We start from the raw sequence: 14956 nt of genomic DNA on the forward strand, positions 1-14956 counted from the left end.
GCGCGAGAAGGAAAAAAACAATGACGAGTAAAGCCGATTATATATGGTTCAATGGCGAGATGGTTCCCTGGGCTGATGCGAAAGTGCACGTCATGTCGCACGCGCTGCATTACGGCACCTCGGTGTTTGAAGGGGTGCGCTGCTACGATTCCCACAAAGGCCCTGTGGTGTTCCGTCACCGTGAACATATGCAGCGCCTGCACGACTCCGCCAAAATCTACCGTATGCCGCTGGCGCAAAGCGTGGATGAGCTGATGGAAGCTTGCCGCGCTACGCTGCGTAAAAATAATCTGGTTAGCGCCTATATTCGTCCCCTGGTGTTTGTTGGTGATGTCGGCATGGGCGTTAACCCGCCGGACGGTTACAAAACTGACGTGATTATCGCGGCGTTCCCGTGGGGCGCCTATCTGGGCGAAGACGCGCTGGATCAGGGCATTGATGCGATGGTCTCCTCTTGGCACCGCGCGGCGCCAAACACCATCCCAACGGCCGCCAAGGCCGGTGGTAACTACCTTTCTTCTCTGTTGGTGGGCAGCGAAGCGCGCCGCCACGGCTATCAGGAAGGCATTGCGCTGGACGTTCACGGTTATATTTCTGAAGGCGCAGGGGAAAACCTGTTCCAGGTGAAAGACGGCGTGTTGTTTACTCCGCCGTTCACCTCTTCCGCGCTGCCGGGGATTACCCGCGACGCGATTATCAAACTGGCGAAAGACCTGGGCTTTGAAATCCGTGAGCAAGTTCTGTCACGCGAATCGCTATACCTGGCCGATGAAGTGTTTATGTCCGGCACCGCAGCGGAAATCACCCCGGTACGCAGCGTTGATGGCATCCAGGTTGGCATCGGCAAGTGCGGCCCAATCACCAAACAAATTCAACAGGCGTTCTTTGGCCTGTTCACCGGCCAGACCGAAGACAAATATGGCTGGCTGGATCCGGTTAATTCGTAACAGATTCAATAAGACAGAAACAGATAAGCGGGCGGTTCGTTCGCCGCCCGACAAGCAGAATACATTGGAGTGAAAAGAGCATGCCTAAGTACCGTTCCGCCACCACCACCCACGGCCGTAATATGGCGGGTGCACGCGCATTGTGGCGCGCCACTGGGATGACCGACGCCGATTTCGGCAAGCCGATTATCGCGGTGGTCAACTCGTTTACCCAGTTTGTGCCGGGCCATGTGCACCTGCGCGATTTGGGTAAACTGGTAGCCGAACAGATCGAAGCCTCCGGCGGTGTCGCGAAAGAGTTCAATACCATCGCGGTGGATGATGGTATCGCCATGGGGCACGGCGGCATGCTCTATTCTCTGCCGTCGCGCGAACTGATTGCCGATTCCGTGGAATACATGGTGAATGCCCACTGCGCCGATGCGATGGTGTGCATTTCCAACTGTGACAAAATCACGCCGGGGATGCTGATGGCGTCGCTGCGCCTGAATATTCCGGTCATTTTCGTTTCCGGTGGCCCAATGGAAGCCGGGAAAACCAAGCTTTCAAACCAACTGATCAAGCTCGATCTGGTCGACGCGATGATCCAGGGGGCGAATCCGAAGGTAAGCGACGCCGATAGCGAGCAGATCGAACGTTCCGCTTGCCCAACCTGCGGTTCCTGCTCCGGCATGTTTACCGCCAACTCAATGAACTGCCTGACGGAAGCCCTGGGGCTGTCACAGCCGGGCAATGGTTCGCTGCTGGCGACGCATGCCGATCGCAAAGCGCTGTTCCTGAATGCCGGCAAACGCATCGTTGAGCTGACCAAACGCTACTACGAGCAGGATGATGAAAGCGCGCTGCCGCGTAATATCGCCACCAAGGCTGCATTTGAAAACGCCATGACGCTGGATATCGCCATGGGCGGTTCGACCAATACCGTGCTCCACCTGCTGGCTTCGGCGCAGGAAGGGGAAATCGACTTCACCATGGCCGACATCGACCGCCTGTCGCGCAAAGTTCCGCACCTGTGCAAAGTGGCACCAAGTACCCAGAAATACCATATGGAAGACGTGCACCGCGCCGGTGGCGTGCTTGGGATCCTCGGCGAGCTGGACCGCGCTGGCTTGCTGCACCGCGACGTGTGCAACGTGCTGGGGCTGTCGTTGCCGCAAACGCTGGAACGTTATGACGTGATGCTGACCAGCGATGAAGCCGTGAAAAAAATGTATTCCGCGGGCCCGGCGGGCATCCGTACCACTCAGGCGTTCTCGCAAGATTGCCGCTGGGAGTCGCTGGATACCGATCGCCAGGAAGGCTGCATCCGTACGCGTGAGCACGCTTACAGCCAGGACGGGGGGTTGGCGGTGCTGTACGGTAACCTGGCGGAAGACGGCTGCATTGTTAAAACGGCCGGTGTGGATAAAGAGATCCTCACCTTCAGCGGCCCGGCAAAAGTGTACGAAAGCCAGGAAGACGCAGTAGAAGCGATCCTCGGCGGCAAAGTCGTGGCGGGTGATGTGGTTGTGATCCGCTATGAAGGGCCGAAAGGCGGGCCGGGCATGCAGGAAATGCTCTATCCGACCACCTACCTGAAATCAATGGGGCTGGGTAAAGCCTGCGCATTGATCACGGATGGGCGCTTCTCCGGCGGTACCTCCGGCCTGTCGATTGGCCATGCCTCACCGGAAGCGGCCAACGGCGGTTTGATTGGCCTGGTGCAGGATGGCGACACCATCAACATCGATATTCCCAACCGTGGGATTTCGCTGGCCGTTGATGAGCAGGAACTGGCCGCTCGCCGTGAAGCCGAACTGGCGCGCGGCAGCGCGGCCTGGACGCCGAAAACCCGTCAGCGCCAGGTTTCTTTCGCGCTGCGCGCCTATGCATCATTGGCGACCAGTGCCGATAAAGGCGCAGTACGTGACAAAAGCAAGCTGGGAGGCTAATCATGGCGGCGTCACAACCTCTACCCGCGGCCCCGTGTGGCGCGGAGTATTTGCGAGCGGTGCTCCGCTCGCCGGTTTACGAGGTGGCCCAGGTCACCCCGTTACAAACCATGGACAAGCTTTCTTCACGCTTGGGCAACACCATCCTGGTCAAACGGGAAGATCGGCAGCCGGTGCACAGTTTCAAACTGCGCGGGGCGTACGCCATGATCGCCGGCCTGGATGAAGAGCAGCGTTCGCGCGGTGTGATTACCGCGTCTGCCGGCAACCATGCCCAGGGCGTGGCGATGTCAGGCAGCCGTCTGGGCATTAAAACCCTGATCGTGATGCCCGTCGCCACAGCGGATATCAAAGTGGATGCGGTGCGCGGTTTTGGCGGTGAAGTGCTGCTGCACGGCGCCAATTTCGATGAGGCCAAAGCCAAGGCGATCGAACTTTCCCAACAACAGGGCATGACCTTCGTCCCGCCGTTTGATCATCCGGCGGTGATCGCCGGGCAGGGCACCCTGGCGATGGAACTGCTGCAGCAGGATTCGCACCTGGACCGGGTGTTTGTTCCGGTTGGCGGCGGTGGCCTGGCGGCCGGCGTTGCGGTGTTGATCAAACAACTGATGCCGCAAATTAAAGTGATCGGCGTGGAAGCGGAAGACTCCGCCTGTCTGCGGGCGGCGTTGGACGCCGGCGAACCGGTGGATCTGGCTCGCGTCGGGCTGTTTGCCGAAGGCGTGGCGGTGAAACGCATTGGCGATGAGACCTTCCGCCTGTGCCGTGAATACCTGGATGATGTGATCACGGTTGACAGCGACGCCATCTGCGCGGCGGTCAAAGACCTGTTTGAAGATGTGCGTGCCATTGCTGAACCGTCCGGCGCACTGGCGCTGGCCGGGATGAAAAAGTACATCCAGCAGCACGGGATTCAGGGCGAGCGCCTGGCGCACGTGCTGTCCGGGGCGAACGTCAACTTCCACGGCCTGCGTTACGTTTCCGAACGTTGCGAGCTTGGGGAACACCGTGAAGCCTTACTGGCGGTGACTATCCCTGAACGCAAGGGCAGCTTCCTTAAGTTCTGCCACCTGCTGGGTGGGCGCGCGGTGACCGAGTTCAACTACCGCTATGCCGATGCGGACAGCGCCTGCATTTTTGTTGGCGTGCGCCTGACGCGCGGCTATGCCGAACGCCAGGAAATCATCACCGAGCTGGGCGCGGGCGGCTATCAGGTTGTGGATTTGTCTGATGATGAAATGGCCAAGCTGCATGTGCGTTACATGGTGGGCGGGCGGCCGACCAAGCCGTTGCATGAGCGCCTGTATAGCTTTGAGTTCCCGGAATCCCCCGGCGCACTGCTTAACTTCTTGAACACGCTGGGCACGCACTGGAATATCTCGCTGTTCCATTATCGCAGCCACGGCACGGATTTCGGCCGCGTGTTGGCCGGGTTTGAGTTGACGCAGAGCGAGCCGGAGTTTGAAAAACACCTGACGGCATTGGGTTATGAGTGCCACGATGAAACAAATAACCCAGCGTTCCGTTTCTTCCTGCAAGGATAAGGCAAGGCAATGGCGCAGCAGTTTACCGGTTTCAGCCAGCAAGGGTTGACCTTTTTGCAGCAGGTATGCCGCGAAAACGACAAGGAGTGGTTCGAGGCCAACCGTGGCGTGTATGAACGTGAATTGCTGGCGCCGTTCCGCGCGCTGGTGGATCAACTGGCGCCGGCGATGTTGGCGATTGATCCGCAGTTCGAAACGCGGCCTGCCATCGGGAAAACGCTGTCGCGTATTCATCGCGATACGCGTTTTTCACACGATAAGTCACGCTACCGCAGCCGCCTGTGGCTGACGTTTAAGCGGCCAAGCAAGGACTGGAAAGATGCGCCGGCGTACTTTTTTGAAATCGGCCCCGACATGTTGCGCTATGGGCTGGGGTATTACAGCGCCAACAAGGCCACGATGGATCTGTTCCGCCATACGTTGCAACGCCGGCCGCAGCAGTTTCTGGCGGTGGCGCAATGCTGCCAGCCGCCGTTTGAGCTGGTTGGCGAGCGTTATAAACGCCTGCTGGTGAAGGATTTGGCCGAGGAGCTGTCAACCTGGTATCACCGCAAGTCTTTTGCCGTGATGGTGACGGATCCCCAGGTTGAGAAAGCGTTCAGCGCCACGCTGCCGGCCAGCCTGGCGCAGGGCTTCCAACAGCTTGCACCGCTTTATGACTGGCTGATGCAGGTTGAAGCCATGAAGCAGATCGATCCGGCTGACCTATGACAGCAACACATGCCAGAAGGCGTCGATCAGCGGATCGTTAAGGCGTTTTTTCTGCACGCAAACGCCCAGATCGAACGGCTCGACCATCGGTACGTGATCCAACTGCGACACGCGGTTGCGCACCGGTTCCGGGCTGTGTTCCAACACCACGCTTGGGATTAGCGCAATGCCGCAGCCGAGCGCCACCATGGAAACGATCGCCTCGTGGCCGCTGACCGTAGCGTAAATCAGCGGGTTACTGATGCGCTGGCGGCGGAACCACAGATCAACGCGTTTTCGCGACGGACCATACTCCGGCAGGATAAAGGGAATGCTGGCCCAGTCAGGCTGTTCTGCCAGCGCCTGGGTGCGCGCGGTGCAGGGGAGCGCCGGCACGATAAGCTCCATCGGAATATCGCCGATTTTGGTGAACTCGATGCTGCCGGGCAGGGTTTCCGGGCGGCCAGCCAGGCCGAGATCGGCTTCGCTGGACTGGACTTTATCGACCGCATCGGCGGCATCGCCGGTGGTCAGTTTAATTTCGACCAGCGGATGCTGCGCGCGGAAGCGGTCAAGAATCGGCGGCAGGTGGCTATAAGCGGCAGTCACCGAACAAAATACCCGCAGCTCACCGCTGAGTGAGGGGCCGTGTTGGCCGATCGCGTGCTTCAACTGTTGATACTGCAACAGCGTTTGCTGGGCAAAGGTTTTCAGCTGTTCGCCCGCGTCGGTTAATTGCACGGTGCGGTTATCGCGCAGAAATAACGGTTGCCCGAGGCCTTCCTCCAACCGTTGGATCTGCCGGGAAAGCGTGGATGGGCTGACGTGCGTCGCCTTGGCGGTGCGGCCGAAGTGATGGCTTTCGGCAAGATGTAAGAACAGCTTTAAATCACGCAAATCCATATCGGTATGCTCGCAGCAGGTATGTTGCAGAAATTGCAATATAGCGTTCTTAATATATCAATTTAAGCAACGCATTTCCTGTTATACATTGAGCTCAACGTATCTCCGTACAGACAGGACGGGATAGTGAAAATAACATCGATCTCTCGTATCGACACAACATTAAAACTGGAGTACCACCATGGCTAATTATTTCAACACATTGAACCTGCGCCAGCAGTTGGCGCAATTGGGTAAGTGTCGCTTTATGGCGCGTGAAGAATTTGCGGATGAGGCAAACTACCTGAAAGGTAAAAAAGTGGTGATTGTCGGCTGTGGCGCCCAGGGCCTGAACCAAGGGCTGAACATGCGCGATTCGGGCCTGGATATCTCCTACGCCCTGCGTAAAGCAGCGATCGAAGAAAAACGCCCTTCATGGCGCAAAGCGACCGAGAATGGTTTCACCGTCGGCACCTACGAAGACCTGATCCCGCAGGCGGATCTGGTGGTTAACCTGACGCCGGACAAACAGCACTCTGCGGTCGTGCGTGCGGTACAACCGCTGATGAAAAAAGGTTCTGCGCTGGGCTATTCCCACGGTTTCAACATCGTTGAAGTTGGCGAGCAGATTCGTAAAGACATTACGGTGGTCATGGTGGCGCCAAAATGTCCTGGTACTGAAGTGCGTGAAGAATACAAACGTGGTTTCGGCGTGCCGACCCTGATCGCGGTTCACCCGGAAAACGATCCGCAGGGTGAAGGTATGGCAATCGCCAAAGCATGGGCGGCAGCCACCGGCGGCCACCGTGCCGGCGTTCTGGAATCCTCCTTCGTGGCCGAAGTGAAGTCTGACCTGATGGGTGAGCAGACGATTCTGTGCGGTATGCTGCAGGCGGGTTCTCTGCTGTGCTTTGACAAGCTGGTGGCTGAAGGCACCGATCCGGCCTATGCGGAAAAACTGATTCAGTACGGTTGGGAAACCGTGACCGAAGCGCTGAAACAGGGCGGTATCACCCTGATGATGGATCGCTTGTCCAACCCGGCCAAGCTGCGCGCTTACGCGCTGTCTGAACAGCTGAAAGGCATTATGGCGCCGTTGTTCCAAAAACACATGGACGACATTATCTCTGGCGCCTTCTCCAGCGGCATGATGGCTGACTGGGCGGAAGACGATGTGAAACTGCTGACCTGGCGTGAAGAAACCGGTAAAACCGCGTTTGAAAATGCGCAGCAGTTCGAAGGCAAAATTGGCGAGCAGGAATACTTCGATAACGGCGTGCTGATGATTGCAATGGTGAAAGCGGGCGTTGAACTGGCCTTCGAAACCATGGTGTCTTCCGGCATTATTGAAGAATCCGCTTACTATGAATCGCTGCACGAGCTGCCGCTGATTGCCAACACCATCGCGCGTAAACGCCTGTATGAGATGAACGTGGTTATCTCTGATACGGCGGAATACGGTAACTACCTGTTCGCTAACGCCGCGGTGCCGTTGCTGAAAGATTTCATGAATACCCTGCAGGCGGGCGATCTGGGCAAGGCCGTTGCGGCTACCGCCGTTGACAATGCGCAACTGCGTGATGTGAATGAAGCGGTGCGTAATCACCCAATCGAAGCCATTGGCCGCAAACTGCGTGGCTACATGACGGACATGAAACGTATCGCTGTGGCAGGTTAATACCCGTCATACCAACAGGGCCCAGCATGTGTATGAACCGGGCACATAGGTTACAGATCTGACCAGCCTCATAGGTAACGCATTTATTCTTTAATCAGCCCGGATTATACGATGGTTCTGTCTATCGTACCGGGCCAATACCAACTCCCCGAACCCTATTTCGTCCGTGTCATCGTCAACTTCTTTCATCCACACCCATTCATACCTGAGGGCCTCCGATAGGAAGATTCGTCGGCCGTTGAACCATAAATCACCTTTCACTTCCACACGCAGTAACTTCGCCCCCTTTGGTACCGGCATCTCCTTTTGTGCCCCAGTATAAATCCGGGGGGAAGGACACCAGACTGATTGGGGCGTTTTTCCTCCCAGAGCCTTATGTGGCCGAACTTCATTAAATTCTTTTCTCCATGTGTTTAGCCATGTCTGTTGTTCCTCCAGAGAGGCAAATTTATGACACTGTTTCATTCCCTCTTTCATTGTTCTGTGCATTCTTTCATGACGTCCATTCTCTGTCGGTTTCCCTGGGCGAATTCGCTCGGGAGTAACACCACATTTGATTAGCCAGATAGACATCTGGCTTAATCCCCACAGCCCGGCACCGGCAAAAGGTGGACCGTTATCGGTGCGTAGAACCTGGGGCAAACCACATTCGTGGAAGACTCGCTCGAGGCAGGGAATGACAAATTTCCCATCGGGTAAATACGTGGCATCACAGGCAAGTACCATTCTGCTGTAGTTATCCGTCAGTGTGAAAGGATGACACCAACGTCCGGTTGTATGGGTGAACTTGCCTTTGAAATCCGCGCTCCAGACATCATTTGGCTGGTTTATCTTATGGAGCACATAAGACCGTTTGGGTTTGTATTTCAATCGATTACGTTTTTTTGTCAGGCCATGGATCTTAAATATGCCCCCAATAGTACTGGCAGCGGGCACATCCGAAACATCCATATTCAAAAGTAATTGTCTTATCTTTTCCGGGCCCCATGTAGGGTGCTGCTGTTTCTTCTCAAGAAGCAATTCCACCGTTGGCAGCGGTATGGAAAGTTGATGATGGCGAGCTCGGGAATGGTCAGAAAGAGAGGAAATATCATCAGGAGAAAATCGGGACAGCCACTTATAGCCAGTTTTGCGACTAATGTTGAAACGGCGGCATAGCTCAGCGACAGAAGTATCGCCCTTCAGACAAGCGGTGACAAATTGCAAACGTTGCATGGTAACACTCTCAGGCCAAGGCACAGTAAACCTCCCTATCTCGTTAACTGTGCCAGTTATAACCTGTTACCCATGTGCCCGGTGTAAAGTGTTACCCATGTGCCCGGTTCATACACATGCTGGGCCCTTTTTTTATCTCTATTGTACCGCGGGTTATGCCGGCATGGCGGCCTGCGGGATAATGGCGCCACGGTGCTGGATGACCGCGCTGGCGGTGAGGTGGCCACGTTGCGCCGCAGCTTCCGCGCTGCCGCCGGCCAAACGCACCGCCAGATAGCCTGCGCCGAAGGAATCGCCTGCCGCCGTGGTATCCACCACGTTCTCTGCCGGGAGTTTTACTGCCGGGACGTCATAGGTCGCCCCCTCGCCGGTGAAGATCAGGCAAGACTCTGCGCCGCGTTTGATGACGATTTCATTGACGCCGTAACCCTGGGTGCGCGCCACTACCTGCTGCACAGGCTGTTTGCCCCACAGAAGGTCTTCATCATCCAGCGTCAGGAAGGCGATATCGGTACAGGAAAGCACGTTCTGGTAGGCTTGTTGGGCCTCTGCCTTGCTGGCCCACAGGCGCGGGCGGTAGTTATTGTCAAAAATCACCTTGCCGCCGTTGGCACGGCATTGCCGCAGCATGTTGAACAGCTTCTGGCGGCTGGCCGGCGCGAGGATCGCAATGCTAATGCCGCTCAGGTAAAGGTAATCGAACTGCGCCAGCGTGTCGCACAACGCCTCTGCCGTTGGGCCATCCAGCCAATAACGCGCAGCGGCATCGTTACGCCAATAATAGAACGTGCGTTCACCCGTGGCGTCGGTTTCGATCACGTACAACCCCGGCAGTTTGTTTTCCAGCCGCTGAATCAGCGAGGTATCCACCTTTTCTTGCTGCCAGGCCCGCAGCATGTCATCGCTGAAACTGTCGGTGCCGAGGGCGGTGACATAATGCACCGCCAATGCCTGTTCTGGCACCTGCCGGGCCGTGTATACGGCGGTATTGAGTGTGTCGCCACCAAAGCCACGGTGCAGAACCGTACCGCTTTGTGACAGTTCAATCATGCATTCGCCAATGATGGCGAGCTTTTTGCGAGTCATGATAACCCCTGGTGTGAAGAAAGGTGATGGATGAAATATCGTCTAGTCTCAACACTGGGTCGCGGTGAGTCAATAAAAATAAAACGTTGTTTTATTTTTATATTGAGAGCGGGAAATGCACGATTTCCCGTTAATTAAGCAAGAGGGGCTTATTTGGCGGCTTTGGCTGCGGCGCGCAGATCGGTGACGGCCTGCCCACCGATCCCCCAGTTATCGGTTTCTACCTCATCAATGACCACGACCGTAGTCGCGGGGTTTTTCCCCAGGGTATCAACCAAAAGCTGTGTTACACCGGCGATCAGCTGTTTTTTCTGTTCGGGCGTGGCGCCTTCGCGGGTGATCTTGATGTTGACGTAGGGCATGGCGTTTCTCCGCATTGATTATTGGTGTTGCTATTAACTGTAGCGGTTTTTTTGTGTGCCAGGCACGGTGAACGAATAATTGAAACTTATGGCGCCGGGTTCAGCACTGCGCAACGGTGGTCCTGGATCTCTTCGGCGGAAGCCAGCGTATACGGCAACAGGCTCAAATGGGTTGCCAATAGCAGAAAATCCCCGCCTGGCAGTTCCGTCATGGCCAGGCCGTAGTGGCCCATGTTGTCACGTGCGCCATCAACGCCCTGGGCCAGCAGATGAAACGCTCCTGCCTGTGCCAGCTCACTGGGGCTGACGCGGCGCATCAGGTAATCGTTCCCCATGAGCCCGCCCGGCAGCGGTTGCCATTGCTTGCCGGCACTGGCTGCCAGTTGCGCCAGCCGGGTTTTTACCTCGGGTTGTAAGCAGGAAATATGGATATGAAGTTGGTTCTGCGTGCGGCCATATTCAGAATTTATCGCCAGCGAGATATTATCGTCATCAATTGGCTTGCCGTACTTATCGGCCATTAAGTGGCGGGCCTGCCATGCCAGGGCAAAGAAGTTTGGCGTGTTCGGCTCCAGCAGCAGTGGGCTTTCGATGCCGGTGATTTTGCGCATGGGGATCAGCAAATATTGGAGCGGGCCGTTGCGATCCTTCAGCAGCACAACGCCTTGTTGTTCATCAGCCTGGGCGCAGGGTGCCGGGCTATGGTTTTTTTGCTGATTGGGCAGGCACTGCTGGCTGACGATATGCCACAAGGCATCGGGGTGAGAGGGTTTTAGCCAGGCATAGCCTGCGTATGCGATAGCAGCTAATACTAACAGCGTAATGAGCACGGACAATATACGGCGCAACGTCATTATGGTAATCCGTTAATGATTTAAAACAATAAGATATCCCGTCATCTTCAATTTGCAGAGCCGAAATGCGATTGGCGTTTGGGTTCTGCAACGCGAGCTATTTAGGGTATACACCGGATTTATGACAGGAAGTTGGCGGCCCGATGATAAGGGCCGCCGTGGTGCTTACAGTGATTGGTGGCGGGTTTCTTTCATTGCCAGCAGGGCAAGCAGCGTGAGCGTTGACATCACTGCCAGGTAAATCCCGACATAGAACAGGCCATAATTGGCCGCCAGCCAGGTCGCGATATAGGGTGCGACGGAAGCGCCCAGGATCGATGCTACGTTATACGAGAACGATGCCCCGGTATAACGCACTTCTGTAGGGAACAGTTCCGGCAGCAGGGCGCCCATCGGGCCAAAGGTCAGGCCCATGATGCTCAGGCCGCACAGCAGGAAGCCCATGACCAATACCTGATTACCGGAGCCCAACAGGCTTGGGAAGATAAAGGCGAAGGCGATCATCACCAGGGTAACGACGATCATGGTGCGCCGGCGCCCGAAGGCGTCTGCCAGCATACCCGCAAGTGGGATCGTAATACCAAAACCGATAACGGCCACCATCAGCATCCACAGGAAGCTGTTGCGGGAATATCCCAGCCCTAACGGCTGTGCCGTGGTGCCGTAGGTCATCGAATACACCGTCATCAGGTAGAACAGCGTATAGGTCGCCAACATGATGAACGTGCCGAGGATGGTGGCTTTCAGGTGTTTGCTAAGCAGCGTGCCAAGCGGCACTTTTACCTGTTTACCGGCTTTGGCCACTTTGGTGAACACCGGGGTTTCATGCAGCGATACGCGAACGTACAGGCCGATCAGCACCAGCGCGGCGGACAGGATAAACGGCACGCGCCAGCCCCACTCCATGAACTGTTGGTCGGTCAGCAGCCAAGAAAGCAGCAAGAAGGTACCGTTGGCGAAGAAGAAGCCGATAGGCGCGCCCAACTGTGGGAATGAGCCATACAGCGCACGTTTGTGCGCCGGGGCGTTTTCCGTTGCCAGCAGGGCTGCGCCGCCCCATTCTCCCCCTAACCCCAGCCCCTGGCCAAAGCGAGCCAGCGCCAGCAGCATAGGCGCAAAGACGCCGATGGTTTCGTACCCTGGCAGCAGGCCAATCAGCACGGTGGAGATGCCCATGGTAAGCAGCGAAGCGACCAGCGTCACTTTACGCCCGACGCGATCGCCAAAGTGGCCGAACAGCGCAGAGCCGATCGGGCGGGCGATAAAGGCGACGGCGAAAGTCGCCAGTGACTGCAACGTAGCCGTAGTGGGATCGCCCTGTGGAAAGAAAATATGCGGGAAGACGATCACGGCTGCTGTGGCATAGATATAAAAATCAAAAAACTCGATAGCGGTGCCGACCAGCGAGGCGACGATGACTTTTCCGCGGGAGTTAATGGGTGTTGACGTTTCGTCAGCATCGATGGGTGTTGCGATGGAAGCTTGCATAGTTATTTCTTATGTTTTCCTTTTATAAAGGGCCATCTTAGACACAGCAAATTGGCTTTTCAACGGCGAAACTTTGTGCAGCGCCACGGCAAATCAGTAAATAGATTAATGTATTAATATGGTTATTATTTATGGTTATAAATGCCGTTTATTTAACATAGCGTAGAGTGAGATGCTGATAAATCGACGAATAAAAGTTATCGGGTAGTTTGTTGTGCTGGTTATTGGTTTGGGGGTGTTTCTATTTTGGGGTTATATGCTGATTTAGAACCGATTTTCTAGAATAAAATGCCGATCATAAGGTTATGACCGGCATGATTGCATCGCGCTCAAGGCTGGGGCGGCAGGGGTTCGTCTTCCTTATATTGCGCCGTGGCGATCCAGGCGGCGCAAAACAGCGTTAAACGGGCGAAGAAGTAGAAAAAGGCCATCAGGCCAATCACTGAACCAAACGCGGCGCCCGAAGGGGATTTCGCCAGTTGGGGCAGTGTCATGGTCATGATGAACTTGATCACTTCAAAACCTATCGCCGCCAGGAGCGTGCCGCGCAGCAGCGCCTTTTTCTTTGGTTTATGGCGCGGCAGCATCCAGAAAATCCACAGGAACAGGAGATAGTTGGCAAAGATGGAAATGGCCATCGCGATCAGTGTCATCGCCGGGCGTAGCCATTCGATGTCGTCCAGCCCCAACGCCTGCACGATGGCGGCCTGGGCAGCACCCGCGATAGAGGTCAGCGAGAGGGTAACAATCAGTGCAACCACCAGGCCGGTGAGCGAGATAAAGTCCCGGGTATAGCGGAAGTAAATTTTCTCCTGATCCTGCGGGTTGCGCTCCCAGACATCGCGGGACTGTGCCCGGATGGCTTCGCGCAGGTTGCCCATCCAACTGACGCCGGAATAAAGCGCCAGCGCTAACCCGGTTAAGCCCACGGTGGTGCGCTGCTGGATGGCTGTGTTAACGGTGTTTTTCAGCGTACTGGCCAGGGCAGGATCGCTGATACTGTTGACTATCCGGTTAATCAAGCTGGCGAGCAGATCGGGGTTGGAGGCCAGCACGAAACCCACCGCGGCAAATGACACCATCAGAATCGGGATGAGCGACAGAAAAGAGAAGTAGGTAATGGCCGCGCCGAACTGGCTGCCCAGGCGATCGTTAAAACGATTCGTCGCACGCAGCATATGGGCAACGCTTGGCCAGGCTTTGATCCGCTCCACCAGGCGGACGGTGCCGCTGATGCCCTTATCAATATTGTGATTGCCGGTTTTAATGGCAAGCGGTGTTTTTTGGGCTGCCGCTCCCTGGGGCTGCTGGGGTTCTTTATCTGGTCCTGTAGGCATTACGTTGTGATTTCCTTAATGATAATCGAATGTCTCAGCGCTGATTATAGCCAAATCTGACCATGGTTTGGGGAACGAGGGGGCTGGCTCGACGATGGCGTGTAAAGATACGCCGGAAAAGGGGAGCGGCCGGTAGGATTTCTGTATCATGGTGTGCGGTTGACGGTCTGTTGCCTTATGACGTGTTTAAATAACAATAAAAATGTGTGAATGGCCTCCCTTTTTTAACTTATTCCTGCCATCTGAAATTAAACTTTCCACCTGCTAAACACTATCTCCATAATTCTTACATATTTAGCAATTTATACCCTTTTGATTTTTAAAAAGTTTACACTCCCACGCATTACTATAAGTTAATTAGCTTATTATTATCTCCGACGACACGATAAGCCTGTAAGTTTTCAGCGCTTATAACGAACAATAATTTTTAAGGAATTTATTATGCGTAAACTGACTGCTTTATTTGTGGCTTCCACTTTGGCGCTGGGTTCTGCCTCTATGGCATTTGCAGCGGATACCTCTGCAAGTGCGCCGGATGCACCACCCGCAAAAATGATGCATCACAAAGGCCATGATAAGAAAGGCGGCCCATTTGCCGGCTTGAACCTGACTGAACAGCAGCGCCAGCAAATTCGCGATATTATGAAAGAATCGCACCCGAAAGACGGCTTTGCCGGTAGAAATGATCGCCAGGCGCTGCATAGCCTGGTTGCTGCCGACAGCTTCGATGAAGCAAAAGCCAAAGAACAAATTGACGCTTTCAGCAAAGCCCAGGCAGAGCGTATGCTGGCACGCGTTAAAGCCGAAAATAAAGTGTATAACCTGCTGACCCCAGAGCAGAAAAAACAATACAACGAGAACTACCAGAAGCACGAAAAGAAAATGGAAGAACACATGAAAAAAATGCAGGAACATCACGCTCCTGAAGAATAAGTTCCC

13 protein-coding genes are annotated in these 14956 nt (G+C 55.3%); 6 read left to right on the plus strand and 7 right to left on the minus strand.

The window, feature by feature from the left end:
* Positions 1 to 20 precede the first annotated feature (20 nt).
* From ACN28Q_RS12620 to ACN28Q_RS12635, 4 genes are all read left to right on the plus strand, one after another.
* Entirely contained in the window at positions 21 to 947 is a 927-nt protein-coding gene (locus tag ACN28Q_RS12620) for a branched-chain amino acid transaminase (RefSeq protein ID WP_095846658.1), read from the plus strand.
* A gap of 80 nt (positions 948 to 1027) precedes the next feature.
* The gene (gene ilvD / locus ACN28Q_RS12625; RefSeq protein WP_095846659.1) at positions 1028 to 2878 is read left to right on the plus strand and encodes a dihydroxy-acid dehydratase; all 1851 of its coding nucleotides are present in this window, start codon (positions 1028 to 1030) and stop codon (positions 2876 to 2878) included.
* A 2-nt stretch (positions 2879 to 2880) separates the two neighbouring features.
* Complete coding sequence (gene ilvA / locus ACN28Q_RS12630; RefSeq protein WP_095846660.1) at positions 2881 to 4425, plus strand: threonine ammonia-lyase, biosynthetic; 1545 nt, start codon at positions 2881 to 2883, stop codon at positions 4423 to 4425.
* 9 nt (positions 4426 to 4434) lie between these two features.
* A complete protein-coding gene (locus ACN28Q_RS12635) occupies positions 4435 to 5136 on the plus strand; it encodes a DUF2461 domain-containing protein (protein WP_095846661.1) in 702 nt (233 codons plus the stop codon).
* On the opposite strand, the gene ilvY is transcribed toward ACN28Q_RS12635, so the two are convergent.
* Positions 5131 to 6018, minus strand: coding sequence for an HTH-type transcriptional activator IlvY (gene ilvY, locus ACN28Q_RS12640; RefSeq protein ID WP_095849019.1), 888 nt, complete (start codon positions 6016 to 6018; stop codon positions 5131 to 5133). The two genes, ACN28Q_RS12635 and ilvY, sit on opposite strands and share 6 nt — an antisense overlap.
* A 181-nt stretch (positions 6019 to 6199) precedes the next feature.
* On the opposite strand from ilvY, the gene ilvC reads away from it, so the two are divergent.
* Positions 6200 to 7675, plus strand: a complete 1476-nt coding sequence (ilvC, locus tag ACN28Q_RS12645; RefSeq protein WP_095846662.1) for a ketol-acid reductoisomerase — start codon at positions 6200 to 6202, stop codon at positions 7673 to 7675.
* Positions 7676 to 7765: 90 nt separating this feature from the next.
* Here ilvC and ACN28Q_RS12650 read toward each other — a convergent pair whose 3' ends face one another.
* The 6 genes from ACN28Q_RS12650 to yhjD form a co-directional block, all read right to left on the minus strand.
* On the minus strand, positions 7766 to 8914 hold the full coding sequence (locus ACN28Q_RS12650) for an integrase core domain-containing protein (RefSeq protein ID WP_095845103.1): 1149 nt from the start codon (positions 8912 to 8914) through the stop codon (positions 7766 to 7768).
* A 129-nt stretch (positions 8915 to 9043) separates the two neighbouring features.
* The gene (gene kdgK / locus ACN28Q_RS12655) at positions 9044 to 9976 is read right to left on the minus strand and encodes a 2-dehydro-3-deoxygluconokinase (RefSeq protein ID WP_095846663.1); all 933 of its coding nucleotides are present in this window, start codon (positions 9974 to 9976) and stop codon (positions 9044 to 9046) included.
* A 149-nt stretch (positions 9977 to 10125) separates the two neighbouring features.
* Entirely contained in the window at positions 10126 to 10338 is a 213-nt protein-coding gene (locus ACN28Q_RS12660) for a 2-hydroxymuconate tautomerase family protein (protein ID WP_095846664.1), read from the minus strand.
* An 86-nt stretch (positions 10339 to 10424) separates the two neighbouring features.
* Positions 10425 to 11192, minus strand: coding sequence for a CDP-diacylglycerol diphosphatase (locus ACN28Q_RS12665; RefSeq protein ID WP_095846665.1), 768 nt, complete (start codon positions 11190 to 11192; stop codon positions 10425 to 10427).
* Positions 11193 to 11357: 165 nt separating this feature from the next.
* Complete coding sequence (locus ACN28Q_RS12670) at positions 11358 to 12680, minus strand: MFS transporter (protein WP_095846666.1); 1323 nt, start codon at positions 12678 to 12680, stop codon at positions 11358 to 11360.
* Positions 12681 to 13009: 329 nt separating this feature from the next.
* Positions 13010 to 14017 (minus strand): inner membrane protein YhjD, encoded by a 1008-nt coding sequence (gene yhjD / locus ACN28Q_RS12675; protein WP_095846667.1) that lies wholly within the window; start codon positions 14015 to 14017, stop codon positions 13010 to 13012.
* 441 nt (positions 14018 to 14458) lie between these two features.
* Between yhjD and spy the strand changes: the two genes are divergently transcribed.
* Positions 14459 to 14950 (plus strand): ATP-independent periplasmic protein-refolding chaperone Spy, encoded by a 492-nt coding sequence (gene spy / locus ACN28Q_RS12680; RefSeq protein ID WP_095846668.1) that lies wholly within the window; start codon positions 14459 to 14461, stop codon positions 14948 to 14950.
* Positions 14951 to 14956 lie beyond the last annotated feature (6 nt).

It is taken from the genome of Gibbsiella quercinecans (assembly GCF_002291425.1).
In the GTDB taxonomy this organism is placed as follows: Bacteria; Pseudomonadota; Gammaproteobacteria; order Enterobacterales; family Enterobacteriaceae; genus Gibbsiella; species Gibbsiella quercinecans.